This is a genomic window from Dongshaea marina, assembly GCF_003072645.1.
In the GTDB taxonomy this organism is placed as follows: domain Bacteria; phylum Pseudomonadota; class Gammaproteobacteria; order Enterobacterales; family Aeromonadaceae; genus Dongshaea; species Dongshaea marina.
The window spans coordinates 4,644,794-4,670,251 of record NZ_CP028897.1 but is presented as its reverse complement, the minus strand read 5'-3'; the positions used below and the strand labels follow the sequence as shown (position 1 = coordinate 4,670,251).

Genomic DNA, 25,458 nt, shown 5'->3' with positions numbered 1-25,458 from the left:
CAGGTCCCCCTCACTATGGCTTGTATGCGATGAAGTTTCTGATTTATTTGATCATAAGCCTGAGCGCCCTGCTCGCTCCCTTGAGCAGCTGGGGTGCCGCACCATCCGCGGCGGACTCACTACTTAGCTCACTGCAGCCCCGTAGCTTTCTGTCCCCGGAGCAGGCCTTTGGAGTCCAGCTGATTAAGCAGGGGGAGGGCTATGGGTTAAGCTTTCGGGCGGCGCCGAGCTACTACCTCTACCAGCAGGATATCAGCGCATTCACCCAAGATGGGCAATCGGTTCTCAGCGGAGGCGGCTCACCGGACCCTGAGTTAAAACAGGATCCCAACTTTGGTTCTGTACTCATCTATCCCCACGGCGTCACCTACCGACTGGCGGATGGGGCCAGCGGCCAGCCGATCCGGATCCATTATCGCGGCTGTTCAGATCAGGGGTTATGCTACCCTCCGCAACAAGTCCAGTTAAAGGTTCCCGAGTTTAGCGGGAAGCCCACCCACAGTGCTCATCCGCTGATTGCTGCGACTCAACCTTCCAATACCTCAAAAAAGCTCTCTGACAACACTGTTCCCCCCGCAGTGACTCTTTTTTTGATTCAGCTGGCAAAGCCCTGCAAAAGACCCTCAGTGGTAACAACTTATGGCTGATGGTGCTGGTGTTTGTCGGGGCCGGGTTATTACTCACCTTTACCCCCTGTGTGCTGCCGATGATCCCCATTGTATCAGCCATAGTGCTGGGGGATAGCCGCTATGGTCACCATCACCTGAGAGGCTTCTTCCTCTCCCTGTGCTACGTCACCGGAATGGCCATGACCTATGCGATAGCCGGAATGCTGATGGCGCGCTTCGGGGCCAGTTTTAACCTCCCGGCTCTGATGCAGAGTCCCGCGGTTTTGCTGGGGAGTGCCATTTTGTTTGTGCTGCTGTCGCTGGCGATGTTCGGGGTGTTTCGGATGACGCTTCCTCATGTGTTGGAAAATCGGATTCAGCGTACCAGCCACCGCCTCAAGGGAGGACGTTACGGCACTGCAGCCCTGATGGGAGTACTATCGACACTTGTTGTTTCCCCCTGTATCTCGGCGCCTCTGGCTGCGGCCCTGTTGTATATCTCTTCAACGGGAAAGATGCTGACGGGCTTTATTGCGCTACTATCTCTTGGGATCGGCATGGGGATCCCCCTGCTGCTGGTGGGCTCTTTCGGCCCTAAGCTGCTGCCAAAATCCGGCCCCTGGATGGAGCAGATAAAAAACCTATTTGCGGTCTTGCTGTTGGCGATCGCCGTGGCACTGCTATCGCGTCTTTTAAATAACTCTCTGTGGCTGTGGGCCATATTTCTGATTGTGCTGGCTGTGTGTGGCGGAGCATTGGAGCGGGCAAAGACCCTGGTTCAGCGCTTACAAAAAGGGGTGTGTATCGTCGGCCTGTGCGCCGGGATCCTATTATTGATCGGAGCTGCGATGGGTAGTCATGATCTGCTCTCCCCCCTCAAGGGCCTGCTGCAGATGCAGAATAGTTCAATCCGTGATGAGGGATTCAAATCAACCCCATCTTTTACCAATATCTACTCTCAGAAAGACCTTGAGCAGCAGGTGGAGCTTGCGAAAGACTCAGGGAAGCCTGTACTGGTCGATTTCTATGCCAGCTGGTGCACCAGTTGTGTTGAGATCGATCGCCATGTCCTTCCGGATCCACAGGTCAGCGAGCTTCTGAAGCACTTTACCCTGCTAAGGGCCGATGTGACCCAAAATAGCCCGGAGCAAAAAGCCCTGATGCAGAAATATCGTCTGTTTGGTCCCCCTGCGTTTATTTTTCTGACGCCAGATGGTCAGGAGTACCCTCACTCCGCCATCAATGGTGAGATCTCTGCTCCCGAACTGGTGAAAAGACTTCGGAGCTTGCTCAGTTGCCACAACTCGGGGAAATCTTCTGTCGCAAGTTGTATCACCTGAAAGAGGCTATCCGAAGGTTTATCTGTGCTGCTAATAGCTGATTCTAATACTGCTACATCTGTGGAGATGTACTAGCAACTTGCAGCGAGTTCACGCATAGGGATCTCAAAACCCTTGCCAATAATTTACTCAGCAGCGTTCGGGAATGAAAGGAGCTAGCCTCTCAAGCAATAAGTTGATGCCGTGTTTTCTAAATAGCCCATATGGGTGATATTTGTTCAGAACCCCCAGCAAAGAAGGAGTTGCCCTGTATTTAGGCAACAATTTGTCGATCCAGACAAAGTTTCTCTGTGGTTCATCCGCTTTTTACAGAAAACTGGACAGAGGGCTTTGAAGCACTGCCGGCTCCACAGCAAGGGTAGGGAAGTAGATTAGTCCTTTGGTCTCGGCGGAACGCAAGATTATTGCCAAGTGCCTGGTAATAGCGCGCAAAGAGGCGAGCCTTTCTGAGAGGTCGGTTGAGAGGCTATCTAGCTGAGGGTTAATCCAGATAAAACGTAGAAGGATGTTATGACTGTTGAGGTTGCCAGTAAAAGGTTAGTAATCCTACCTTTTACTGGCAAAGGCGAGGAGAGTTTAGGATCTTGAACGGGTCCTCGGTCATTCAAAAGTTACCCCTCGCTCGCGTTGAGTCGTATCAATGTTTTTCTCCATGTGTCCAGAGTATCTCTACAACTCCGTTTTCGTTAAAAACTATATCATTGCTTAGAAAGGTAGCTCCGCCACACTCTATTCTTGATTGCGCTATTATAGCTCCACCATTACTAATACTAACTCCACAAGTTTTACCCAGTTTATCTAAATTGACTATCCACTCATATGGGCCACTTACTTTATTAATGCTATACATAAACCTATTTGCTTCCATTTCTGGAAGTTCAAACCAAAAACTTAATGAACTACCAGAAGGGACATCAAAGCCATCCACGTTAAATTGACTAATCGGATTATGCTCAAATCCGTCATTTATCAACTCACCTTTAACCTCATAATTTGTCAATGCTCTATTGTGTTGATTAACATTCCATGTCAATTTCGCATTGGCAATTAACGGGGCTAAGCAGATTAAAAATAAAAGATTTTTCATTTTTACCTCTTAAAGATAAAATACTGTTCCTAGTAATGAGTTACGAGTCAGTAATTAGTATTGAAATATCACAGAAAGAAGTTTTTCAGGGCTTGTTAAGTTGATTTGGCTGCCATCTGTGCTATCAGTTTCTATATGGCCAATTTCACCATCTATTAATGTATCGATCATCATGCTAAATATTTTGGTTGCTTTATTTATTATAAGTGCCCCCCATAAAAATGAAATCATAGTTTATGAAATGATATATATTTAAGGTGATATGGATATGGGATAATTCCCTAATTGTTTTTTAGGACATGATGTGAGACTTTCATTTTTATCCGTAAGTGATGGAATGAGTTATTCTCTTTCCAAAGCGGCGTATGATCTCGTCTATTTAATCAACTCATGTTCTGATTTGAAATCAAGTCAAATTTGATCATCGAGAATATCCTGTAAGCTCAATATTGCTTGTTGCATACAAGATCCAGAACATTACCCTTAGCGAGAGGGGATTTTGGCTGATATCCCTCGTGTGAAAACTAGTTAGAACAGTTTTTGAATCCGAGCAGGAGGTATTAGAGATATTTACCTGTGAAACCTGTGAAACCTGTGAAACCTGTGAAACCTGTGAAACCTGTGAAACCTGTGAAACTGGGGGCGCGTTCCAAGATTTAACCGCCCTCTCAATGGGTGCTCGGTGTGATCTCACAGGCATAACTAAGGGGTAGGGTGTATTTGTCTGGGCTATTTGAGGTAAGTTAATGTTTCATCGGTGAATATTGAGAGGGAGCTTGATGATGAACGCAAGGACGTGGCTCGTCATATTCGTGATAGCAGGGACTTTGTTACTAACGGCTTGCCGACCCCCCTCTTCATCTTTATCACAGCCCTCACAGCTTACCACTCAGCAGCAGCTTGATTACATAGGAGAGCATCTTAAGCTGCACTATGAGCTGGTGAATAACTTCTCAGACCCGGGAAAGAGCCACAGACTGGATCTGTGGCTAGAGAATCGAGGGAATCAGGTGATCCGGGAAGGAGACTGGCGGCTGTATCTGCAAAGTGTTCAGCCGATTCTCTCCGTTGACAGTTCCCTATTCAGGGTTAAACACCTGAAGGGAACACTCAATCGGTTGACCCCATCCTCCGGGTTTGAGTTGAAACCAGGGGAGACGGTCAAACTGCCTCTGACCAGCAGCTTTTGGCAGATCTCCTATAGCGACTTCATGCCAAGAGCCTATGTATCGGCGCCTCAAATGCAACCTCGGGTTATCGCGAATACCCAGGTCCCCCTGAGCGGTTTAGAGGATGATCCCCTGCGCTATGTCGACCCTATCACTGAGCCCCAGCAGTATAAGCGTACCCCACAGGACAGGTATCACCCCTTCACGGCTTTGGAGTTGTATCAACAAAACGATAGTCTGCATCAACTACCCTCTGCCGAGGTTTCCAGTCACATCATACCAACTCCTCTCTCGGTAAAACTAACCAACCTGGCTCAGCCCGTCACTCTGGATAAGAGCTGGGTGATCCGTTACCAGAAAGGGCTCGAGAATGAGGCTAACTACCTTGCTGAGCAACTTGAACCCTTGCTGGGAGTAAAGCTTAGGAGAGTACCCGGATATTATCGGCGCAATGTTCCGCGCTCCATTGATCTCATGGTTGGCCCTGTCAGGTTAAGCCCGAAGGAGGGTTCATTGGTGCAACATGAGGCCTATACCCTGCGTACCAGCCTCTATCAGGTGGCGATCAGCGGAGCATCATCTCACGGGGTGTTTAATGGGATCGAATCTTTGATGGCGCTGGTGCCAGGTACCAGTTATCTCAGTCCGAAAGGGGAGGTGTCTCTCCCTCAGCTCAAGGTCCGGGATGCCCCGAGAATGGCATTTCGCGGGCTATTGCTGGATGTTGCACGTAACTTTCAGCCGCCGGTGGAAGTAAAGAAAGTGATAGATATGATGGCGGCTCTCAAGCTTAACCGTTTGCATCTTCATCTGTCCGATGACGAGGGATGGCGCCTGGCAATCCCTGAGCTCCCTGAATTGACTCAGGTCGGGGGGCGCCGTTGCCATGACCTGGCAGAGCAGCGTTGCCTGTTACCGCAGCTTGGCTCAGATCCCGCTTTCGACTCAAAGGATAGTGGCACCGGCTTTTATACCCAGGCTCAATTTATTGAACTGCTGCATTATGCCTGGGCGCGCCATATTCAGGTGATCCCTGAGTTTGATATGCCGGGCCATGCCAGAGCGGCGATCATTGCGATGAAGGCGCGCTATCAGCACTATATGGCGCTCAAGCAGCCGCAAAAAGCCAGGGAGTTCCTGCTGTCCGATCCCGGGGACAGCTCCCGCTATCTCTCGGTTCAGGGCTATGATGATAATGCCCTCAATGTGTGCCTGGCATCGACCCGCAGCTTTATCAAGACCCTGATCAACAGTGTTCAGGCGACCTACCGCAAGGCGGGAGTACCATTGCACTATTGGCATATGGGCAATGATGAGGTGGCCGATGGGGCCTGGACAGGCTCCCCCGCCTGTCACAATCTATATCCTGACTTGAGTCCTGAGAATCCAGAGCGATACCGGGAGCTGTTGACGGAGAATTTTGTTGCCTTTATCAGTCGTAGCCTTGCTGAGTATGGAGTCGTGATGGGGAGTTGGAACGATGGAATGAAGCAGGATGAGAGTCACTATATACCGCGCGATAAGCTTAAGTCTAAGGTATATGTCAATGCCTGGGATGCAACGGCCTGGCCTCCGGTCACTTCACCCAGGAAGCTCTCCGATGCTGGTTATAAAGTGGTTCTGTCATTGCCGAGCCAGCTCTATTTTGATCATCCCTATGCCCCCGATCCCCGGGAGCGAGGCTTTTACTGGGCGAGCCGATATACAGACAGCCGGGAAGTCTTTGCCTTCACTCCCAGTCAGCTCAAAGGGGTCAGGGAGAGTATGCCAAACGGTGAGTTGGGGCGAGTCGGGATTAATGGTGAAGGTCGGGTCTCAAAGTGGAATAACCTGAGTGCCTCCCCGCAATATCTGCTGGGAGTGTTGGCCGGAGCCTGGAGTGAAACCATTCGCACCCCGGCCCAGCTTGATTATATGTTGTTCCCAAGGGCCATAGCCCTGGCCGAGCGCGCCTGGCATCGCCCTTCCTGGGAGAGCTCCTGGCCAAATCCCGCGCAGCGTCTTAAGGATTGGCAAGCGTTTGCCAATAGCGTCGCCCTGAATTGGATGCCCAGAATGGCGGCGGCCGATGTGATGTTCCGACTACCCCCGCCGGGGGGCAAATTGACGCGTGGCAAGCTCTTCGCCAACAGCCCTTATCCCGGCCTTGCCATCCAATATGATGCAGGGAAAGGTTGGATAGATTATCCTCCTGCAGGGGTTGAAAATGAAAAAGCGCCGATACGTCTACGCAGTGTGATTCTGCGCCAGGGCAAGGTGATCCGGGCAAGCCGGGAGAGTGAGATAGAGACGAAATAGATACATGGTTACGGGGCATAGTTGAGTGAAATATCTAGTCTTTTAGACATGCCATAGTATGTCGGCTCAACTAAAAGCTCTTTGTTTCATTCAAGTTATCTGGTGGGGGATGAGAAATTGAGAATTATCTGTATGAATAATAGCCAAAGTTAATGGATAATCGAGGTGCAACAATTGATTAACATTACTTGGTGGCAGAGATGAAACAGATAATGGGGATCACAGGATTACTACTATTTATATCTATGGCTGCATCTGGAACAGAGCTCGATGCTTCTTTCCTGATTGAGGAAGTAGAAGAGCGCATCGAGGAAGAAAGCAGGCGGCTGGTTGATCGCATATTTGAGCCATTTTTGTCGTGATCAGCTCTCTGTGCAATCACGATTTGCTTGATTCAGTGTATGATTTTTGGGTTTCTGATGAGTAACTTCCTTAAAAAAACATCAAAAATGAAAAAAAATTTAATTTCTGATAGCTTGATCCGAGAGGAGCTTTAATTCTCATAGGGCTGAGTAAGGGGCCTTCTCTGCGGCAGTTGACTGACTGTGGTGGAATTATATTCTATGTGTCATGTTTAATTTGAAATTAACCCCCATTGATCTCGTTAGTAAATTCATTAGTCTGAACAAAATTCGAGTTTAGCGAAGTTAATGAGGTTCACTATGAGTCGAGAGCAGTGGGGCTCCCGGACCGGATTTGTTCTGGCAGCAATCGGATCGGCGATCGGATTGGGAAATATCTGGCGCTTTCCTTATCAGGCATATGAAAATGGTGGTGGGGCCTTTCTTGTTCCCTACCTGATAGCTATGCTCACCGCGGGTATCCCTTTTATGATTCTGGAGTTTACCGTCGGTCATAAATACCGGCGCAGCGCTCCTAAAATCTACTCAATGATCAACCGAAACTTTGAGTGGCTGGGCTGGTTTCAGACCCTGGTTGCCGCTGTCATCGGGATCTATTACATCGCAGTGATCGGCTGGTCCCTTTCCTATCTTAATTTTTCGTTCACCCAATCCTGGGGGACTGACACCAATGCCTTCTTCTTTAGCAAGTATCTGGGGGTTGGTGCCACAAGTTCCCCCTCGAATCTTGGAAGCATCCAGTGGCAGGTGGTGATCCCGGTCGCGATCGCCTGGGCTATCACTTTTGCAACGGTTTTGACCGGGGTAAAGAAGGGGCTTGAGCGAATAAATAAAATATTGATGCCCTTGCTGTTTCTGATCGTACTGGCGCTGGTGATCCGCGTGCTTACTCTACCCGGAGCCTTGAGTGGCATTGACTGGCTGTTTACCCCGGATTTTTCCAAGCTGAGCGATCCCAAGGTGTGGGCGGGAGCCTATGGACAGATCTTTTTCTCTTTGAGTATAGGCCTGACCATAATGCTGACCTATTCCAGTTACCTGCCGAAGAAGAGTGATATTAATAACAGTGCATTCATCACAGTATTTGCCAACTGTGGATTTTCGCTGCTGGCGGGGGTGATGATCTTCGGCGCCCTGGGGTTCATGGCCCATCATGAAGGCAAGGCTTTGAGTGATGTCGTTACATCCGGGGTTGGTCTGGCATTTGTAACTCTACCAAGTGTGATCAACCAGATGCCTGCTCCCTATATCATGGGACCGCTGCTGTTCCTGACTCTGGTATTTGCTGGGATAAGCTCGCATATCTCGCTGACCGAGGCTGTGGTATCGGCGATCAAGGAAAAATTTGGATGGTCGCGCCGTCGCAGTGTGATCGCTTATTGCGGGGTAGGATTTGTTCTGAGCATGCTGTTTGTGACCCAGGGCGGTATTCTGCTGCTGGATCTGGTAGATCACTTTATCAATAACATCGCTCTGTTGGGTGGCGCCCTGATCGAGTTGGTACTGCTGGGATGGGGATTGAGGATTGCAACATTGCGAGATCACACCAACCAGATCTCTGACTTTAAATTGGGCTATTGGTGGGAGCTTTGTATCCGCTACTTCACCCTGCTGATCCTGGGAGCTCTGTTCCTGAGTAACTTTATCGATGAATTGCGGGTCAACTACGGTGGCTACAGCAATCAAGATATCCTGTGGATTGGCTGGGGCATGGTCATAGTGATGCTGGTGGCATCGATCGCGATTAATACCCGGACCAACTCAATAGCTCAGAAGGAGGCAACCGCATGAGCAGCATCTCGATTTTCATGTTAGCCCTGGGGTTTGCTATCACCTGGGGAGGTGCAGCTTGTTGCCTCTATCTGGCGGTGAGGGCAAAGCAAACATAAAGATGATTACCTGTGAGCCCGCCTTTTAGCGGGTTCATAGGTCCTACTAATTCGCAGCCCAATCTTTCCGTGTACCAAAAAAACGCTCATCAATTTATGTCTCAATTTCATTGTCAGTTCAATGAACCATTGAGAAAGCGTGTCTTAGAAAAAGTGCCCGCAATACTACTCAAGCTTTCCGTTTACCGTCATAGCCAGACTGCGGCGACTAAAGGTCGCTTTTATGACTCATCGAACGAGCCTGCAATCGGCGAATAGAAGATATGCTGATATGTGTACGAGCGGCTATCTTTTATGAGCCCAGTGATCCTATGTAGTTGGTAATAGGCTCAATAAGGTAGGAGCAAAGCCAAATCATGAGACGTATACGCAAAGTCTTTGTAATTATCTGATTGTATGAGGCCATTTCGGGTTAATAGATGCTGCGCAAGCCGGTGTAAAGTGGTTTACTCAGGTAAGGTTAGCCACTTGCTATAGAGGAATGTTCGTAAATTCTGCAAGAGCCTGACAGGCCAATAATCAGAAATATCCCATTTAACTTGTAGGCATCTCTCTGCAATCTCAGAGCATAAATAATCAAACAAAAGGGCTTTAGACAAAAACTGGCGCATAAAATATAATTCAATATTTTTATAACAATGCGTTATATGTTCGGTAGCTAGGTGTAATTCAGCATTATGTGTAGGGTTGCAAAGACTAAGAGTAGTGTTGGTTGGTTGTGATTGAGTGTAACTTTATGTAAAAAAAAACAATATGTATCGAACAAGAGGTAGACAATTGCTCAATAGATCGTGATAATACCGCGCCGCTCATAAATTGAACAAGATTTACCAAGTTAACGAATTATGATTTTTCATCAATATCAGACAGGTATAGATTCAATTGTGCTTACTTTTGGTTGGCTAAGAGCTACGAATCAAGGAACAACTGATCTTTATGAAAGTATATAAAATATCTCCAGCTCTAAGCTTCTATCCAGACAGGTGTCTTTTGGAGGCTAGTGGAGCTAAGCATACACTGGGCTCACGTGAAACAAAAGTACTCGAGTTTTTGATTCGTAACGCAAATACGGATCTCACAAAAGATAGGATTAAGGAGTACGCGTGGCGAGGCTCTGTCGTAACGGACTCATCATTGGCTAAGTCAATCGCGAATCTTAGAAGTGTCATCGATTTATATCATGAAGAGCCTGTCATAATGACTGTGCCAAGAGTTGGATATAAAATAATCACTCAATCAACGTCCGAAACATCCAATAAAGAAAGCTCTGCAGTTGCAGAAAAGATTTTGGTAAATGCTGAGCAGCAGGGTGACTCTAAAAAAAATGGCTTTTTAGCTTCTAAGTTGAATACAGCTAAAGCGCGCTACATTTCATACTTTGCCAGTAGCATATTTCTGATGGGGATAATATTTAATCTTATCAATATTTTTGATGAGAAAAATAAAGTTGAAAACAATCGTAATTACAATATCGTTACAAAGAGTAATGATAATAGCTCTAAGATAACGCTGTTAATCAATAGTGGAGATAAAAGTACTAGTTTCATTAAGGAACTAGTGAATAAGTTAACTTGCGATAGTATAGTGGCCTATGATGCAGATGATAAGATAGAAAAGTTCGGTATCTATTTTAGAGAGAAAAAAACCGGACGAAGCTTTATTGGTCTGAATGTCGATCAAAAAGAAGTCATCAGTTATCTCAATGAATCCGGATGTTATTAGCTATGCATTATTTTGTTCTGGCTCTATTCGCAATAATATTTACTTCCACCTTCTACTATGGGGATAGGTCTTCATTTGCAAGTGGTAGATATAAGTCTAATCTTATCCAAACCGATACAAAAGGTTCTGTTACTAAAATTAGTCGAGATATTCGATTCAATCAGGATGGAGAGTATAGTGGCAGTATTTTCCTGGATGAAAATGGAATCAATGATACGGCAATATTTCATGTGAAGGGAGAGATCTATGGCCATAATGGTTATGACTATAAATTTAAGTCATGCGTAGAGCCCTATGATCTTCCAAAAATTTCAAACTTAGATGAATCAGAGAGATATCGGCGTATTGTCTCTATATCCAATGAATATAGAAATGAAAAATTTGAAATGATCTACTCAGATCAGGATGTCAAGTTTATTTCTGCATATGGAGATCTTTATGTACTATATAAAAAAGAAGATAGACGTTATGACCAATATGGTTCGAAAGAGTCCTCAGCAGAAGAGAATGCAGTTTTCTGAGCAAATGTCATTATAGTTTATTATGATTTTGTTCTACTTCTGAAAGAATATGTGAAGCAGATTAAATAGTAGTGACTTTCATGGCAAAGAAGAGGTCATAGTATCGATTCAGGCACTAAGAAACCCTTAGAGTATGCGGTTGAGAGCCGAGTGGAATAGACCTGCTTTCACAGTGTGCTGTTGATGATTTAGCCAGTCATCAACAGCAGAAGCAACACAACAATCAATTCAGATAACTTAACTTGTTGATTTATTAATATTTATGGTATTCAACCACTCCAAATTTATGCCATAAAGTGATTATCCAATGGAATCAAAACGTTCAGCTAGATGGTTGTATTTGATCATCTGTTTTATTTCTCTAATATAATCATTCCCTCTAGTTGAATATTTTTGAAGTCCATTTGCCAGAGAGGTTCCCGTTATGGGTTTGCCTGTTAAGTGTGACTGATTTCTGATCTCTCTAAGCTTAGAATAGGCTGAATTTGTATTCAGGTTAAAAATATAGGCCGCTACAGACTCCTGGGGCGAATTAAACTTTTTAACCTCATGATGCATCCCTATAGACCTATTGAGGGGAACAATGCCACAGCCTTTACTAAAACACCATTGACCAAAGTAGTTATTAGCCTTCCTTGCAAATCGTGATGAGCCCCAGGCTGATTCATTTGCTGCTTGCGCAAGAATAAGTGAATAGGGGATAATATCGACCCTGGATAGTAAGGAGTCGATCGTCTTACGATTAAGTTGCTCAGGATTACATTTAAACTTACTGTACTTATGGCATATCCTTGAAATTGAATTAAGCATTTTAGGGTAATTGAGTAATGTTTCCCTCTCTGAAAGAATTTTCATGTTCTCATGTTTCGAGATATTATAAAAATAGTTAAAAAAAGTATCCTTCTTCTCTTTTGTATTCTTAATGTTTAGGAATTCAGGTGGACTTACATTATTCGACAGTTTGGTCATATTTGCATAACTGGGAACTGATAACCCGGTAATCAAAATCATTGTAATAGCTTTAGCTTTCATCAGGTAACACCATAATCAAAGAGGGGGTAAAGTGTCGGATTTTTAAATGAAATGGTGAATGAGAATACTCCCAAATAAAAGTAAGATAATTCCCATTGAGCAAACATGCTGTAAATAGATAATGGTAATAGTAATCAATCTAAGGATGGAGAATAGGGCATGTCAGATAATCATGAATCGGATCAAGATAAAAATTCATTCACGAAAAACGAGAAAAGATTAAAGCTTGTCAAAATATCACTAATCAATTTTTGCTTACTTACTGGATTGCTAATTACAGGGATCTACTTTTATGGAGGGCTTGAAAAAATCAATATTAATGGAAAGGCATTGGAGCTGACGAAAGAAATACAAGCACCTATATATGTGGAGTCTCCATATAAAATCATTATTGCCGACGGTAGTATTTTAACTGCTGGTATTAGAGATAGTGAATTGGATAGAGGTACACATAACGTGATTATTCAATACAATAAGCACTATCCTGATTTTGGGATAGATGTTGGACACATGGGTAAAAAGGTAGTTGGTAGGCCAATCCTGGTACAGTTTAGGGCATACCCAGGATTAAAAAGGGTGAAAATTAGGCAAAAAAACTACTTATCAGAGGATGATATACTAAGAAATCCAAATAAGCAGCTTAAAAACATCGAAGTAGTTGACGCCATGAGCGGATTGCCATTGCATCCCATTAACTCTGAGTATGTAGATATGGATGACTTGACTAAAGAGATAAAAGAATATTTACAATATGGAAATACTCATAAATTAAGCTAACATTATTTCGGTTGAGCATCATAAGTAATAAGGAGCAATGGTCGCTTGCAGATAAAATGCGGTTTCTGCAAGCCCGCAGTTGATTTGATTTTCCTTAAAGGATAGCGCGACTCTTAACTTCTTAACTTCTTAACTTCTTAACTTCTTAACTTCTTAACTTCTTAACTTCTTAACTTCTTAACTTCTTAACTTCTTAACTTCTTAACTTCTTAACTTCTTAACTTCTTAACTTCTTAACTTCTTAACTTCTTAACTTCTTAACTTCTTAACTTCTTAACTTCCTAACTTCTTAACTAGTAATCTCAACTGATGCAGGACTATCTTTTAAGATAGTACATATGATAAGTATTAATGAACCAAGAGAAAATTAAATATCAGGCTGTTTACTCCCTGGTAATTTTCAATAGAGATTAAAAGCTCGCTTTCTATCACAACCTCCGAATTGAAAAGCTGATGATAAGCCTCATGAATAATCTAAGTACAGGTAAAGTATGAAATTTTCGGATTACCCACCTTAGTAATAAGAAATATTATATTCACACGGCACTGCACAGTCCATGATAACCCACTGATAAATAAGAGTTTTATTCGTGTTTCACTATTCCATTATAAGTTTCAAATTTATTCATAATTAGTAATTGAGGAAAATCTCAATGACGGAGTAATATCCGTTCAGCTTTCATTAATTTATCCCGCGAATTATCGTATGGGGGTGATTTCGAGTATAGATGAAATGAAAGTAAGAGAACTATCTAATATCACGTCAGGACGACGATCTATAAACGTAAGGATGCTACATCAAGAGATGCTAGCCAACTTAGCTTGATCTAAAGGGGTGCGGTAGCTATCACTTATAGGAATCATGACTTTGGAGAATCTTAATTATGTTCAATGACCTGTGCAGACTTGGCTATACTAAGGTTAAAATATTATCAAATGAATTTTTTAATGATGAGCGCGGAGTCACCGCGGTTGAATATGCCATTGTTGGTGTTGCTATTTCAGCCATCGTTGCGGCTGTGATGGGAGAAGGTGGTGTTTTGAATAAAGCCTTAAATCATGCTGTTGACACGATATCAGCTAATATTGATAAGGCAGCGGATGCCGGTAGTGGTAGTGAAAATGGCGGTGGTGGTACCGGATAGCAATGCAGAGAGGGATATAGAACAAAATATATAGAGCTGGCTCATAGGCATAACAGAGGTCGCTGCATGAGCCAATAAATGAATATCGATATTAACGACCATGGTATGAAATATAAATCTAAAATAATAGGGGTCCTGATATTTACTTCACTGCTGTTTGCAAAATCAGGTGGCACGAAAGAAGTTACAGGCTATCTGTTTGTTAACAGTGATAACAAAAAACAGCAAGAGTTGGTTGAGAGTATTAATCTTCTCTTATTTGAAGAAAAAATAAGACTGGCTAATAAAACCTTGGTTGTTGTTGACTTAGCAAACAAAAAGAAAGAATTCAAAGGTGAGTTCATATACCTTTCTAATGATGATTTTGATTTTAGTTTATGGATGAGACCAAGGGTGATTCCTGAATATTTTGAAGTGGAAAATAGTAAAGTCATCAATCGGCAAGCAATTGATATAAATTCTGTAAATAGCAATGTTATTAAACTATTGACCAGGTGATATATGAAAATAAAGATAATTACAATAGCCACCATGCTAATAATATCAATACCAACACAAGCTAAATCCAATAATGAGAAATGTATAATAAAGAATGACAATTATTTAAAAGTAAATAACTCATACCAATATTTGAATGTTGGCTTTCATCTTGATGGTAAAAAGTCATACACATATATGAAGGATAAGCTGTATTCAAGTGATAAGGTGCTAACAAGTGCTAGGCAGCAGTGTATTCAATTGCCAACAAATAAGCTAATGGCAACACTATACTATAATAACTCTCAATTTGAACTAACGGATGAACTTAAGAGATTAATGAGCGAGATTTTAATTGGGGTTAATATGGAGAATGAAAACATTATTATTGATGGCTATGCAGACCAGTCCGGAGATAAATATTTTAATAAAAAATTGAGTGAAAGAAGAGCAGAAGAGGTTAAAAAGCACTTGATAACCCAAGGGTTTAAGCCATCAAATATAGTGATAAGGGCCTATGGTGAAAGTGAACCGGGTAAAAAGGGACGGCGTGTAGAAATATATAAATTGAACGCATAAGCTTCGGGGGAGGATATGAAAAATCAGAAGGGCGTCGTGACAATTGAGTTTTCTATCGGATTTTTTGTATTTTGTATATTCATTTTTATATTATTTGAGATTTCCCTGATTGGCTTGAAATCAGCTGTCTTAGATCTCGCTCTTTCAGAATCAATTAGAGCCTCAAAAAATCAATGGGCACAAGCAAGCGACTCTCTTGGGGATGATTACCTTGAAAGCTTTAATGAATATAAAAGACAAAATAAGAGAAATGCTATTTGGAAATATTTTATGGACATTAATAGTATAAAAACACACGTTGAGTATTATGGAAGCATAACCGAGTTAGCGAATGGTTCTCAAAACTTCAATACGAAATCTCCAATTGCATTATATAAAATAGACTATCAATATATTCCGATATTTACATCGATATTTCCCAAGATAAACTTTAAGCGAGAAATTGTTGAGGTCCAGGAGTATGAAAGGAATAAATTCCATAACTAAACAAAAAGGAGTATTTTCAATAGAGTTTGCAATGGTCGCATTCTTTATGGGGCTAATGCTACTATTTGTGAAAGACTCAGTAATAGCCTTATCAACTAGAGGAAAAATAAATAGAGTTTCATTCTCTGTTGTGAGCTTATTTAAGGAGCGAACTCAGCTTTTCACCGGCACCGGTGAGAATGTCGATAATAACGAAATTGATTTGCTCTATTTATTCATAAAACAATCATTAGGACGCACAATAAACAATTTCTCAGAAAGTAACCTTAAAGTTATTTTTCAGCAATATGGTTTCCCTAATCGACATCAGAAGTGGCAACGGGGTTCAGCAGGTTACGAATGTAAACCTAAAGAGGCCGGTCAGGATTTTTCACCAATAACACATAATGCGCAAAGGAGGTTACTGTATCAGGTGACATTATGCTATAAAAACGAACCTTTCATGGGAAATACTGAGATTGGTGATGCCATAGTTCACTCCGATGCGATAAGTCTTTCACGATAATACCTCCAATGCTATTTTCCATAATAACCATATATATTGTAGTAAATGACTGTGTGTATAGAAAAATAAAGAATAAGTTTGTGCTGATACTTTTCATAACGGAGTTTAATCGTAGTGGATACATATATGCATCAAGCTTAATGATGTTACCTATTATTATTTTTCTTGGTCTAATACTTATGAAGCTTAATATTATTGGCGGAGCTGATATTAAAATACTGATGAGCATGATCCCATGGCTCAAACCTGATGTAATTAGTCAGCTAATTGTATCTACTTTAACCATAGGTGGGGTCTCGACAGTCATCATATATTTGATGGAAAGATATATCATAAAAAGAGATAAATCGATATACAGAACGACACCATTTAGCATACCAATACTAGTATCGTATATCTTAGTAAATTAATATAGTTGGAGGTGGTTCTTGAATAGAAGCAGGATTTTCTTGTTAGCATTTGCAGTAGTGTTTTTTTTGATTTTTATATCCTCTAATATCTTTGGAAATAAAAATGAAAACACAGCTCATAAAGAGCCTAAAAAAAGAGCGCTAATGTACAATGTTTCTTTCGCAAGAAATAATATCATAGAAGGGCAGCTGGTTACAAAGAGAGATCTTATTAAGCGTAAGCTTACTAAAGATGAAGTCCATAAACTTAATATATCTATCCAAGGGGAGTTCATTTTAAAAGATAAGGCTAGGGCGGCTCAAAATATCCAAAAGGATCAGCCTGTAAACAATAATGATATATTATATCCTAATCAGCCTGGTTACTTAGATTTAATGATAAATAACAGCTCGACGCTGTATGAATTATCCTTAAAAAAGCAATCGATAGGCAAGAGTGATATCCGTATAGATGATATTATTGATGTGTTTATCATGTTACCTTCATCCAATGTCGTGAGATCCCGAAGCTCTCAGAGCCTTAATAATAAAGCAATAAAGCTCATTTCAAATAAAAAAATACTAGATATAGGTATAGATAAAGACAAAATAAGTAAAATAAAACTGGCTGTTAATCAAGCAGAGCTAAAAAAATTGATTTTTGCTGAATCGGCAGCAAGTGTGATCCAAATATATAAATCAACCAAGGGATCCTCAGCTAGTAATAGCGCAAACATATATGATATATCTCCTGATGAATTTGTAATTAAGGAACTAAGAGGGTAATTCATGTTAAAAAAAACATTTTACATAGCGCTGACTATATATATTATTTCAAAATCAGCTTTGGCTGGAGTGATTGTCATAGGGCTCAACGATTCAAGAGTCGTAAGATTACAAAAAGATGTAAGCACAATATTTGTCTCTAACCCAAAAGTTGCAGATTACAAGGTTCTGGATAAAAGCCAGGTGGTCATTTACGGCAAGAGTCTAGGTGAGACGAGTATCATAGTCAATGATAAAAAAGGAAATACTATATATAAATCAACCGTTTTTATTGAAAAGAGTCTTGGTAAGGTAAAGCGAGCTGTGCTGGATAAATATCCAGATCTTGATATCAGTATCATAAACCGAGGGGATCAGGTCATATTATACGGAACTGTTTCTAATAAAGAAGAAAAAGATGATATTTATAATATTGTGGGTACACTATTAAATAAAAATAAAATACCGTTGAAATATGATAATTCTGGCAGTGAGAGTGGTGATGATAAATTTGGTTATAAGGTTTCAAAGAAAGTATTAGATGAGTTTGAATACCAGGGGATTTCAAACCAGTTAAAAATAAGCTTTCCACAACAGGTAAATGTTAAAGTCAATGTAGTTGAGGTTTCATCTTCCATCGTTAACGAACTGGGAGTTAAATGGTCTAATCTTCTGTCATCAGAAGGTTTTCCAGAAGGTGGAAATGGACAATTCAACATAGGAAAAGGTATATCATTAGATGACATTCGTGGTTTGATTACGGCCGTCAATCACGATAATGTTGGTCAAGTTCTTGCTGAACCTAATGTATCAGTTTTATCAGGGGAAAATGCAACAATACTTGTTGGGGGTGAGATGCCAATCGTTCAGAAGTCACAAGATTCTTTTAATGTGCAGTATAAAGAATTTGGTGTGAAACTTGATATTGCGGCAAAGGTTATAAATCATAAAAATATTAAACTATCTCTATCGACAGGTGTAAGTGCAATTGATGCAGAGCATTCATACGAGGGGATTCCATCATTCAAATCGAGAAAGACTAAAACAACACTTCAATTAGCAGATGGTGACAGCTTTGTTTTAGGAGGATTGCTAAACTCTGAAGACAGAGAGTCCCTGGAGAAAATACCATTTATTGGGGATGTACCTATTATAGGTGCAATGTTCAGGCACACTAAGAGTGAGAGAGTGAAAACTGAATTGGTCATCATTGCAACTGTCACACTAGTTAAGTCTATATCTCCGTATGATATCAAAGTTCCTTTTATGAATAAGACATCTGATCTGTCACGATTTTTGGGGATTAACTTACAGCGAGATACAAAAGAAAATATAAAAATCAGCAAAATACTAAATGATGGGGGATATTCAAGATGATCAAGTATCTAGTTATCTGTATTACAGTTTTCATGTCCTTTAATGCAATATCAAAAATAAACTATGAGATCCCAATAAGGCTAAATAAGAAGGAGGTAAAAATTAATTCTTCGAACAAGAGATCTAGTGTTGTTATTGAAGACATTAAAGAGGAACTAAAAAAGGATGATGAACTATTTATCCATAAAAGAATAAATTTCATATGCTCTACAAATATCTGCTTAGAGATATCAAATAAGGTTCAGAGTTGGCTAATATCTTTAGGTAAGGATAAATCAGACATAAATATAAATAGGATAAACCCAAAATTTGGAGATGGCTATGATATGGCAATTGAAATATTTAGCTACAGAGTGCTAGATCCAGACTGCAGATCTATATCAATACTCAATCTGTCACAAAATAACTCCGGCTGCACTCAAGAGTATCTTCGCTATAAATCTATTAATAACTATGAAAATTCGATTAAAACCCAATAGTGGTGGTGGATAAATGAGCTTAACTAAAATATTAGAAAATATAACATCAACATCAAAAATGAAAAGCAACGAAACTGTTGTTAAGAGTGAGAAAGTATATTTTTATTATAAGTCTGAAGATGTATTTGACCAGGTCAAAGAGTTTTTATATTAGAAGGGCTTGGTGATCTAGTAGGGATCGAATTAAATAAAGATACCTATGAAAGTGAAATTATGAAAAGTCACGACGTGCAAAATGTGATATTTGAGTTAGAGGGAAGAGAAAGATCTGAGAGCTTTCTAAATTCAATAAGTCAGTCATATAGTAGTGATACAAACATTATCGTCATTGGTAGCATTAATGAGATCTCTTTTTTATTAGATCTTGAATCTAAAGGAATTAATTATATATTCTTCCCGAAAAATATATCCCGAATTATAGAAATAATAAATGGTAACCCAAAGAGAGATGGCGTAAAGAGAACAGCAAAGCGAATTAATGTTATAGGTGCCAAAGGGGGGGTTGGCTGTAGTCTCGTATCTTCACAACTAGCTCTTTGTTTATCTGAAGTCAAAAATAGGGAAGTGTTATACATCAATTATCACAATGGAAAGGGCTGCCATGATATATTGTTCGGTAATAAAGATATTAAATCAATTGATAGCTTAAGAGATATTTCTCTTGACAAAATAGATTCAAATTTTATTAAGCCATTTATTCAGGAAATAACAAGTAAATTAAAATTCGTAAATTTGAGGTTCCCTCTTGAAAAGCTAGCATACCTATTTCCAGTGAATGATAGGGTAACAGATTGTCTATCTAACGATACTAGCTTTGTTGTTTCAGATATTTCCGGAGCAAATACGCTAAACCTAAATAGTGAATGGATTAGTAATAATAGCGATGTGATCCTCTATGTTTCAGATAGTAGTTTTTCATCTCTCCGTGAGCTCTCTGTGCTAGTAAACTCCAATAATAATGATGTAAGAACATTGATCGTGATAGTTCAAAAACAGAAATCAAACCTGCTAGCACTAAAGAATTATATAGAAAAAACACTATCTATCTCTGTTGATCTTGTTATTCCATATGAGGAGAAAATAGATGATGTTCTTATTGATAAACAGCTTCCTTATAAATCTGGTTCAAAAGTTGGTGATGCTATTTTCGATATGACGAATAGTGTTATTGGAAGCAGTCAATCTGAGGCTGCGAGAAAATATTTTAGAGGTGGATTAAGTGATATAGTGAAATCACTTTTTGCTAAATAAACTCTTCTGATTTCTATCTAAGACGGATTCCTATGATATATTACCTAATGGGATTGTTTATTGTTATATTTATCTTTGTTGAATATAAAACTCGGAGTAGAAAAAAGGCAAAATTAGGATTTTTACCTGCCACTAGTGGGGTAGCTAGTGATGAAGCGTCTGGAGGAACAAGTCTAATATCCTTTGGCAAAAGTGGTTTGCTAATTAAAGCAAAAGCCGAGATTGAAAGTGCAATTCATGAGTTAGGAGATAAATTCAGGGTTAAGATATTACTATTTTATGCTATTGTAATTGTAATCGGTTTAGGTATCAGCAAGTATCTAGTAAATAATATTATCTTATCCGTGGGTGTTTCAATAATAGTCTCCACAATAATGGGTATGAAAGTATTAAAAGGACGCTATAAGAAAAAGTTCATTTCAGAGTTCCCAGACGCAATTAATTTGCTTGCTAGCTCTATATCTTCAGGTGAGAGTTTGACTAACTCCCTCAGATACGTAGCTGAAACGATAAAGGGCGTTGTTGGTATTGAACTAAAGTGGGTTGCTGACCGGTTGATTATTGGCGAGCCACCTGTTGAAGTTTTAGATAAGGCTTCACAAAAGATAGATATAGCCGAATACAAGTTCTTTATATCGACTTTAAAAGTGAATATAGAACAAGGTGGTCAGCTCAATGAGGTGATAAAAAAGATTGATCGGATAATTTTTGCAAATTATGCTGCGGATAAAAAAAAGATGGCTTTAACGGCCGAGGCGCGTTCATCAGCTAAAATAGTTGCAAGTCTGCCATTCATATTTCTCATTATAATGAGGTTTCTTAGCCCCGATAATTTTGACTACATATTTACCTCAACAATAGGGAGGTATTTGCTAGGATATGTTGTTATAAGTGAGTTGATAGGGATGGGGATTATAAGAATGCTACTTTCTGGGGTAAAGTAAATGAATCATGAATTAATACGCTGGTTGTTTATCTCACTTTTCTCTTCATTGCTCATAATCTACCTGATAAGAGGATTCCTGATAAGGAAGAATAGACAGTTAGCTATGATGAGATATATGTCCAATGATATAGAATTGAAGGATAAGTTTACATTTATTAGTCTTTTATCTAAAAATAGCAAAGATGAATTATTTAATGAGAAACAGAAATCAGATTATGTGCAGTTTGATTATTTTGATGACCTTGAAAGAAAATCAAAGTTAATTAAGTATACAGCCACAATATCGATTTTAATTTATATACTTGTAGGAGGCTCAAACTTTAAGCTACTTGAATCATTTCAGATGAAGATTGCGGCCATTTCAATCTGTTATATCCTATTAGGTTTTGTTTGTGCTAGCTGGGTAAGATCGAAAAAAAAAGAAGTGATACATAGGGTGAGAGAAGGTGTTCCATATGTTGTTGATCTGATGGCGATATGTTCTCAAACCGGAATGAGTATTGAATCATCATTGGTATATATCTCAAAAGAGATTAAATTTCAATTCCCATTACTATCAAAGATAATCGATAAAATTATGGAACGAAGCAACATTATAGGAATGCGTGCTTCCCTCAATGAGCTACAGGAGAACATAAACATATCTGAAGTGAAAACATTTTCTTACACTTTGAATCAAAGTATTAAGTTTGGAACGTCAATATACTCTGTGTTAATCAATCTTTCATCAGATATTCGTGAAGTAAAGACTTTAGCTCTGGAGGAAAAAATTGGAAAACTGTCTTCAAAAATGTCGATACCTTTGATTGTTTTTATATTACTTCCAATTGTCTTTTTAATTACAGCACCAGGCATATTACGTATGATGGGGGTTTCATGATTAAGTTCACTATAATATTTATTTCAATTCTATGGCTTGTTGGATGCAGCACGAATAAGACAATCGATCAGTCAGCGAAAAAAGAATCAATAATGGAAAAGGCAAATAATTACTCTGGATTAGTGAAGTTATACTCTGATAAGGTTAAAAAGTCAGACTCAGAAGAAAATCGATTTAAGTTAGCCACGTATTATTATAAACTAAATGATTATGAAGCATCCTCATATCATATTGAAAATCTACTAAAAAGAAATAGCAATAATCCAGAATATCTTTTTATGCAATCGGATAACTTTTATAAGCTAGGTAAATTCAAGCTGTCTCTCAGGCTGATCAACTCAGCAATTAAATCTAAGTCTGATGTTGCTAAATATTATAACCAAAAAGGGATAGTTTTATCTTCACTGAAAAAGTATGAAGATTCAATTGTTCAGTTTAATCAAGCTAGGGCGCTATTGTTCGATAATACAAAAATAAAAAATAATATTGCGGTGTCTCTTTACATGGAAGGGAAGTATAAGGAGTCTCTAGGGATGTTGATGCCAATCTATTTAAGAAATCCTCAAGATAAAAAAGTCACCTCCAATATGATTCTTGTGTTATCTAAATTAAGAGATAAAGATTATGTCATGCAAATACTAACTGAAAAGTATGAGGTGTCCCGCGATGAAGCGAGAGTCATCTATAATAAATTGGCATGACAGGAATTACCATGAGAATGTCCTATCAATCTGGCGTGGCAACAATAACTTTAATCCTAATATTATTTACACTTTCATCTATGGTGATTCTATCTGTTGAGGGGGCCAGATATATAGAGTCATACTCAAGAGTTAATGATGCCATAGAGTCTGCCGGAATAGCAATATCATCATTTCCTGGAGCCACACTAACTGAGCAAAAATCTGAAAAGAAAGAAATGGTGAAGCGCTACCTGGATGTTTTTATTCCAGATTATGAGGTATCAGATAGTGATATAAATATCGAAAGTCTTCTTTGTCGCAGTGGATCTGTGTATGGAACTGATTGCGAAGCTGTTGGTAAATACGATCGCAACGGATTGAAGTTCCTGGAGTATAGAATATCGGTAAATTCAAAGTTTGAATCCTGGTTTGATTCTGGGTTTGACAAGCAACAAGAGGTTAGTGGGTTTGGCGTCGCAAGAAAGTCAGTATCCGATAATGTTGATGTAATTTTTGTTGCTGATTTTTCAGGAAGCATGTTTCATGAGTGGGATAGAGATAAAAAGTATCAGGGTGTGATTAAGGTAATGAATAAGATCGTCATCAAGATAGATGAGTTAAATGGTAAGATTGATCAACTCTTTCCCAAGAATCGTTTTGCGGCAGTTGCATATAATGAGGTTTCATCTGGTGACAATAACCAGACGTACACTACAACTGGACCACCTGATTTAGAGAGTAGTGCTAAAGGAGAGCCAGAATTGTTTATCGGAAGTCAAATTGACTTCACGGATGATCCGTATGAATTCAAATCAAAGATAGCGAGTTGGAAGCCTATAGGAAAAACCTATGCAATAGAAGGATTATATAGAGCGACACAAATGATAAGCGATCAACCGACAGAAAAAACAGGAAAAAGGAGGTTGATCATTCTTTTAACGGATGAAGAAGATAATCCATCTTCTGGAAGTTATGGAGGCCGGTGTGATGAAATAATAGGATTTCTGAACTCACAATACCCTAATCAAAATCATGATTTTTTAGATACTAAACCTAATCGAATTGCTGTCATTACATATAAAGATAACAACATCCCTTCTTTAAACTGTGTAAGTCAGGATAGCTATTTTGTTGCGACAGACTATGAAGATATATATAACAAGATTTTACTACTTTTTTATGAAGAGGTTGGCCATTTATATGATCCAAAGTATAAGTAGACAAGCAAGGCAAGATGAAATCCATGAGGCATCCAGCCTAAAGTGGAGTAATGATTTGGAGGGATTTATAGATCATGTTAATAGCTGGCAGTATGAGGCTCTAGCTACATTCAAGGCGGCACGTTATAAAGAAAGATGGAATTTCATAAGAAAAAGAATTAATCCTAATTCTGTGTAAGGGAAAAAGTTAATGAATTTACTGCAAGAGTACTTTCTGAAAGTAAGGGCCGGAATATTTGCCGCTATTGAGGCTGATATGATATCTAGGTTGACCCCACAGGAGCTTCGAGAGCAAATATCCACTGCGATTGATGTAATTATATCCAGGGAACAGCTACCAGTATCTTTCTCTGAAAAGGAATTATTTGTTCAAGATATGGTTGATGAGTTAGTTGGACTTGGTCCAATGCAAAGTCTAATGGATGATCCTCAGGTCTCAGACATTATGATAAATGGTCCAAATCAAATATATTACGAAAAGTTTGGAAAGCTTGAGGAATCTGAATTAAAATTTATTGATGAAATACAACTACAGACGATAGCAAAAAGAATCGCATCAAGTGTCGGAAGGCGTATTGATGAATCATCTCCTCTGTGCGATGCAAGATTACATGATGGTAGCCGAGTTAATATGGTTCTGCCTCCTCTTGCTCTTGATGGTACTAGTATTTCAATAAGAAAATTCTCTGATAAGTCAATTTCACTTAATGATCTTGTAGATTTTGGTGCTATGACCTCAGAGATGGCAAAGTTACTCATGGTTGCAACCTACTGCCGGTTGAACATAATCATATCGGGAGGGACTGGTTCAGGGAAAACAACTTTGCTGAACGCTCTGTCTGAATACATCTCTGATGATGAGCGAATTATCACTATTGAGGATGCCGCTGAGCTACGACTATCAAAAAAGCATACTCTCAGACTGGAGACCAGAAAAGATAATATAGAGGGCACTGGCGCAATTGATCAGAATAAGTTACTCATCAACGCACTACGAATGCGTCCCGATCGTATTGTCATTGGGGAGTGCCGGGGGGCAGAAGCACTTGAGATGCTACAGGCGATGAATACCGGGCATGATGGTTCAATGACAACGCTACACGCAAATACTCCAAGGGATGCTATATCAAGAATCGAAAATATGGTCATGATGGCTAATGCTTCGCTTCCTTTGAAGGCTATCAAGCAGAACATTTCAAGTGCAGTGGATATTATTGTTCAGGTTAAACGACTTAATGATGGAAGCCGTCGAGTAACAAGTATATCTGAAGTTGTTGGATTGGAGGGTGATGTAATTGTTATGGAGGAGTATTATTCACTTGATCAGACAATGGATCTAAGTGGCAGAGATCTCAATGAGATCTATATTAAAAGCCCTGTGCATAATCGCTCTGCAGTTAAAAAGAAAGCTGATTTTTTTGGGCTGAATATAGAATTATAGCTCATGCCTCTTTTGTTTTTGGGGTGATTC

General features: G+C 39.9%; 26 protein-coding genes. 24 read left to right on the top strand and 2 right to left on the bottom strand.

The annotated features are described in order from the left end of the window. The first annotated feature begins 29 nt into the window (after positions 1 to 29). Positions 30 to 647, top strand: coding sequence for a protein-disulfide reductase DsbD domain-containing protein (locus DB847_RS21875; protein WP_108652571.1), 618 nt, complete (start codon positions 30 to 32; stop codon positions 645 to 647). Further along, positions 647 to 1,948 (top strand): protein-disulfide reductase DsbD, encoded by a 1,302-nt coding sequence (dsbD, locus tag DB847_RS21870; protein WP_108652570.1) that lies wholly within the window; start codon positions 647 to 649, stop codon positions 1,946 to 1,948. The genes DB847_RS21875 and dsbD overlap by 1 nt, the downstream gene beginning before the upstream one ends. A gap of 637 nt (positions 1,949 to 2,585) precedes the next feature. Here the strand turns inward: dsbD and DB847_RS21865 are convergent. Next, a complete protein-coding gene (locus DB847_RS21865; RefSeq protein WP_108652569.1) occupies positions 2,586 to 3,035 on the bottom strand; it encodes a hypothetical protein in 450 nt (149 codons plus the stop codon). A 782-nt stretch (positions 3,036 to 3,817) separates the two neighbouring features. Between DB847_RS21865 and DB847_RS21860 the strand changes: the two genes are divergently transcribed. The 6 genes from DB847_RS21860 (at position 3,818) to DB847_RS21840 (ending at position 10,996) form a co-directional block, all read left to right on the top strand. Then, positions 3,818 to 6,502, top strand: a complete 2,685-nt coding sequence (locus DB847_RS21860) for a family 20 glycosylhydrolase (protein ID WP_159084792.1) — start codon at positions 3,818 to 3,820, stop codon at positions 6,500 to 6,502. A 200-nt stretch (positions 6,503 to 6,702) separates the two neighbouring features. Then, on the top strand, positions 6,703 to 6,864 hold the full coding sequence (locus DB847_RS24590) for a hypothetical protein (RefSeq protein WP_159084791.1): 162 nt from the start codon (positions 6,703 to 6,705) through the stop codon (positions 6,862 to 6,864). Positions 6,865 to 7,164: 300 nt separating this feature from the next. Then, complete coding sequence (locus tag DB847_RS21855) at positions 7,165 to 8,655, top strand: sodium-dependent transporter (RefSeq protein ID WP_108652567.1); 1,491 nt, start codon at positions 7,165 to 7,167, stop codon at positions 8,653 to 8,655. Continuing rightward, entirely contained in the window at positions 8,652 to 8,753 is a 102-nt protein-coding gene (locus DB847_RS26785) for a MetS family NSS transporter small subunit (RefSeq protein ID WP_108652566.1), read from the top strand. The genes DB847_RS21855 and DB847_RS26785 overlap by 4 nt, the downstream gene beginning before the upstream one ends. A 936-nt stretch (positions 8,754 to 9,689) precedes the next feature. Then, positions 9,690 to 10,475: a winged helix-turn-helix domain-containing protein gene (locus tag DB847_RS21845; RefSeq protein WP_108652565.1), complete on the top strand. Its 786-nt coding sequence runs from the start codon at positions 9,690 to 9,692 to the stop codon at positions 10,473 to 10,475. After that, positions 10,466 to 10,996 carry a hypothetical protein gene (locus tag DB847_RS21840; RefSeq protein WP_108652564.1) on the top strand — a complete coding sequence of 177 codons (531 nt, stop codon included), beginning with the start codon at positions 10,466 to 10,468 and terminating at the stop codon, positions 10,994 to 10,996. Before DB847_RS21845 ends, DB847_RS21840 begins: the two co-directional genes overlap by 10 nt. A 300-nt stretch (positions 10,997 to 11,296) precedes the next feature. On the opposite strand, the gene DB847_RS21835 is transcribed toward DB847_RS21840, so the two are convergent. After that, positions 11,297 to 12,028, bottom strand: a complete 732-nt coding sequence (locus DB847_RS21835) for a glucosaminidase domain-containing protein (protein WP_108652563.1) — start codon at positions 12,026 to 12,028, stop codon at positions 11,297 to 11,299. Positions 12,029 to 12,187: 159 nt separating this feature from the next. On the opposite strand from DB847_RS21835, the gene DB847_RS21830 reads away from it, so the two are divergent. The 16 genes from DB847_RS21830 (at position 12,188) to DB847_RS21755 (ending at position 25,428) form a co-directional block, all read left to right on the top strand. Continuing rightward, positions 12,188 to 12,805 carry a hypothetical protein gene (locus tag DB847_RS21830; protein ID WP_108652562.1) on the top strand — a complete coding sequence of 206 codons (618 nt, stop codon included), beginning with the start codon at positions 12,188 to 12,190 and terminating at the stop codon, positions 12,803 to 12,805. A gap of 884 nt (positions 12,806 to 13,689) precedes the next feature. Next, positions 13,690 to 13,950, top strand: coding sequence for a Flp family type IVb pilin (locus DB847_RS21825; protein ID WP_108652561.1), 261 nt, complete (start codon positions 13,690 to 13,692; stop codon positions 13,948 to 13,950). A gap of 78 nt (positions 13,951 to 14,028) precedes the next feature. Next, positions 14,029 to 14,448 carry a hypothetical protein gene (locus DB847_RS21820; protein WP_108652560.1) on the top strand — a complete coding sequence of 140 codons (420 nt, stop codon included), beginning with the start codon at positions 14,029 to 14,031 and terminating at the stop codon, positions 14,446 to 14,448. Between the two features lie 3 nt (positions 14,449 to 14,451). Beyond that, the gene (locus tag DB847_RS21815; RefSeq protein ID WP_108652559.1) at positions 14,452 to 15,006 is read left to right on the top strand and encodes an OmpA family protein; all 555 of its coding nucleotides are present in this window, start codon (positions 14,452 to 14,454) and stop codon (positions 15,004 to 15,006) included. A 15-nt stretch (positions 15,007 to 15,021) separates the two neighbouring features. Beyond that, positions 15,022 to 15,492, top strand: coding sequence for a hypothetical protein (locus DB847_RS21810; RefSeq protein WP_108652558.1), 471 nt, complete (start codon positions 15,022 to 15,024; stop codon positions 15,490 to 15,492). Continuing rightward, the gene (gene tadF, locus DB847_RS21805) at positions 15,467 to 15,997 is read left to right on the top strand and encodes a tight adherence pilus pseudopilin TadF (RefSeq protein WP_108652557.1); all 531 of its coding nucleotides are present in this window, start codon (positions 15,467 to 15,469) and stop codon (positions 15,995 to 15,997) included. The genes DB847_RS21810 and tadF overlap by 26 nt, the downstream gene beginning before the upstream one ends. A gap of 8 nt (positions 15,998 to 16,005) precedes the next feature. After that, positions 16,006 to 16,407, top strand: a complete 402-nt coding sequence (locus DB847_RS26780) for a prepilin peptidase (RefSeq protein ID WP_108652556.1) — start codon at positions 16,006 to 16,008, stop codon at positions 16,405 to 16,407. Positions 16,408 to 16,446: 39 nt separating this feature from the next. Beyond that, complete coding sequence (locus DB847_RS21795) at positions 16,447 to 17,172, top strand: hypothetical protein (RefSeq protein WP_159084790.1); 726 nt, start codon at positions 16,447 to 16,449, stop codon at positions 17,170 to 17,172. Between the two features lie 3 nt (positions 17,173 to 17,175). Beyond that, positions 17,176 to 18,528: a type II and III secretion system protein family protein gene (locus DB847_RS21790; RefSeq protein WP_108652554.1), complete on the top strand. Its 1,353-nt coding sequence runs from the start codon at positions 17,176 to 17,178 to the stop codon at positions 18,526 to 18,528. Further along, a complete protein-coding gene (locus DB847_RS21785; protein ID WP_108652553.1) occupies positions 18,525 to 19,007 on the top strand; it encodes a hypothetical protein in 483 nt (160 codons plus the stop codon). Before DB847_RS21790 ends, DB847_RS21785 begins: the two co-directional genes overlap by 4 nt. 213 nt (positions 19,008 to 19,220) lie before the next feature. Beyond that, the gene (locus DB847_RS21780) at positions 19,221 to 20,258 is read left to right on the top strand and encodes an AAA family ATPase (protein ID WP_108652552.1); all 1,038 of its coding nucleotides are present in this window, start codon (positions 19,221 to 19,223) and stop codon (positions 20,256 to 20,258) included. Positions 20,259 to 20,290: 32 nt separating this feature from the next. After that, a complete protein-coding gene (locus tag DB847_RS21775) occupies positions 20,291 to 21,202 on the top strand; it encodes a type II secretion system F family protein (protein WP_108652551.1) in 912 nt (303 codons plus the stop codon). A 117-nt stretch (positions 21,203 to 21,319) separates the two neighbouring features. Then, complete coding sequence (locus DB847_RS21770) at positions 21,320 to 22,084, top strand: type II secretion system F family protein (protein WP_159084789.1); 765 nt, start codon at positions 21,320 to 21,322, stop codon at positions 22,082 to 22,084. Then, positions 22,081 to 22,785, top strand: a complete 705-nt coding sequence (locus DB847_RS21765; RefSeq protein ID WP_108652549.1) for a tetratricopeptide repeat protein — start codon at positions 22,081 to 22,083, stop codon at positions 22,783 to 22,785. The genes DB847_RS21770 and DB847_RS21765 overlap by 4 nt, the downstream gene beginning before the upstream one ends. An 11-nt stretch (positions 22,786 to 22,796) precedes the next feature. Continuing rightward, on the top strand, positions 22,797 to 23,987 hold the full coding sequence (locus DB847_RS21760; protein ID WP_108652548.1) for a vWA domain-containing protein: 1,191 nt from the start codon (positions 22,797 to 22,799) through the stop codon (positions 23,985 to 23,987). 190 nt (positions 23,988 to 24,177) lie between these two features. Continuing rightward, positions 24,178 to 25,428: a CpaF family protein gene (locus tag DB847_RS21755; protein ID WP_108652547.1), complete on the top strand. Its 1,251-nt coding sequence runs from the start codon at positions 24,178 to 24,180 to the stop codon at positions 25,426 to 25,428. Positions 25,429 to 25,458: the final 30 nt, after the last annotated feature.

What these genes read in the sequence shown, in the direction of transcription:
- DB847_RS21845 (WP_108652565.1), top strand. Translation starts at nt 9,690, where the DNA reads ATGAAAGTATATAAAATATCTCCAGCTCTAAGCTTCTATCCAGACAGG.
- DB847_RS21820 (WP_108652560.1), top strand. Translation starts at nt 14,029, where the DNA reads ATGAATATCGATATTAACGACCATGGTATGAAATATAAATCTAAAATA.
- DB847_RS21785 (WP_108652553.1), top strand. Translation starts at nt 18,525, where the DNA reads ATGATCAAGTATCTAGTTATCTGTATTACAGTTTTCATGTCCTTTAAT.
- tadF (WP_108652557.1), top strand. Translation starts at nt 15,467, where the DNA reads ATGAAAGGAATAAATTCCATAACTAAACAAAAAGGAGTATTTTCAATA.
- DB847_RS21760 (WP_108652548.1), top strand. Translation starts at nt 22,797, where the DNA reads ATGAGAATGTCCTATCAATCTGGCGTGGCAACAATAACTTTAATCCTA.
- DB847_RS21840 (WP_108652564.1), top strand. Translation starts at nt 10,466, where the DNA reads ATGTTATTAGCTATGCATTATTTTGTTCTGGCTCTATTCGCAATAATA.
- DB847_RS21775 (WP_108652551.1), top strand. Translation starts at nt 20,291, where the DNA reads ATGATATATTACCTAATGGGATTGTTTATTGTTATATTTATCTTTGTT.
- DB847_RS26785 (WP_108652566.1), top strand. Translation starts at nt 8,652, where the DNA reads ATGAGCAGCATCTCGATTTTCATGTTAGCCCTGGGGTTTGCTATCACC.
- DB847_RS21815 (WP_108652559.1), top strand. Translation starts at nt 14,452, where the DNA reads ATGAAAATAAAGATAATTACAATAGCCACCATGCTAATAATATCAATA.
- DB847_RS21810 (WP_108652558.1), top strand. Translation starts at nt 15,022, where the DNA reads ATGAAAAATCAGAAGGGCGTCGTGACAATTGAGTTTTCTATCGGATTT.
- DB847_RS21790 (WP_108652554.1), top strand. Translation starts at nt 17,176, where the DNA reads ATGTTAAAAAAAACATTTTACATAGCGCTGACTATATATATTATTTCA.
- DB847_RS26780 (WP_108652556.1), top strand. Translation starts at nt 16,006, where the DNA reads ATGCTATTTTCCATAATAACCATATATATTGTAGTAAATGACTGTGTG.
- dsbD (WP_108652570.1), top strand. Translation starts at nt 647, where the DNA reads ATGGTGCTGGTGTTTGTCGGGGCCGGGTTATTACTCACCTTTACCCCC.
- DB847_RS21765 (WP_108652549.1), top strand. Translation starts at nt 22,081, where the DNA reads ATGATTAAGTTCACTATAATATTTATTTCAATTCTATGGCTTGTTGGA.
- DB847_RS21855 (WP_108652567.1), top strand. Translation starts at nt 7,165, where the DNA reads ATGAGTCGAGAGCAGTGGGGCTCCCGGACCGGATTTGTTCTGGCAGCA.
- DB847_RS21835 (WP_108652563.1), bottom strand. Translation starts at nt 12,028, where the DNA reads ATGAAAGCTAAAGCTATTACAATGATTTTGATTACCGGGTTATCAGTT.
- DB847_RS21865 (WP_108652569.1), bottom strand. Translation starts at nt 3,035, where the DNA reads ATGAAAAATCTTTTATTTTTAATCTGCTTAGCCCCGTTAATTGCCAAT.
- DB847_RS24590 (WP_159084791.1), top strand. Translation starts at nt 6,703, where the DNA reads ATGAAACAGATAATGGGGATCACAGGATTACTACTATTTATATCTATG.
- DB847_RS21875 (WP_108652571.1), top strand. Translation starts at nt 30, where the DNA reads ATGAAGTTTCTGATTTATTTGATCATAAGCCTGAGCGCCCTGCTCGCT.
- DB847_RS21780 (WP_108652552.1), top strand. Translation starts at nt 19,221, where the DNA reads ATGAAAAGTCACGACGTGCAAAATGTGATATTTGAGTTAGAGGGAAGA.
- DB847_RS21860 (WP_159084792.1), top strand. Translation starts at nt 3,818, where the DNA reads ATGAACGCAAGGACGTGGCTCGTCATATTCGTGATAGCAGGGACTTTG.
- DB847_RS21770 (WP_159084789.1), top strand. Translation starts at nt 21,320, where the DNA reads ATGTCCAATGATATAGAATTGAAGGATAAGTTTACATTTATTAGTCTT.
- DB847_RS21825 (WP_108652561.1), top strand. Translation starts at nt 13,690, where the DNA reads ATGTTCAATGACCTGTGCAGACTTGGCTATACTAAGGTTAAAATATTA.
- DB847_RS21830 (WP_108652562.1), top strand. Translation starts at nt 12,188, where the DNA reads ATGTCAGATAATCATGAATCGGATCAAGATAAAAATTCATTCACGAAA.
- DB847_RS21755 (WP_108652547.1), top strand. Translation starts at nt 24,178, where the DNA reads ATGAATTTACTGCAAGAGTACTTTCTGAAAGTAAGGGCCGGAATATTT.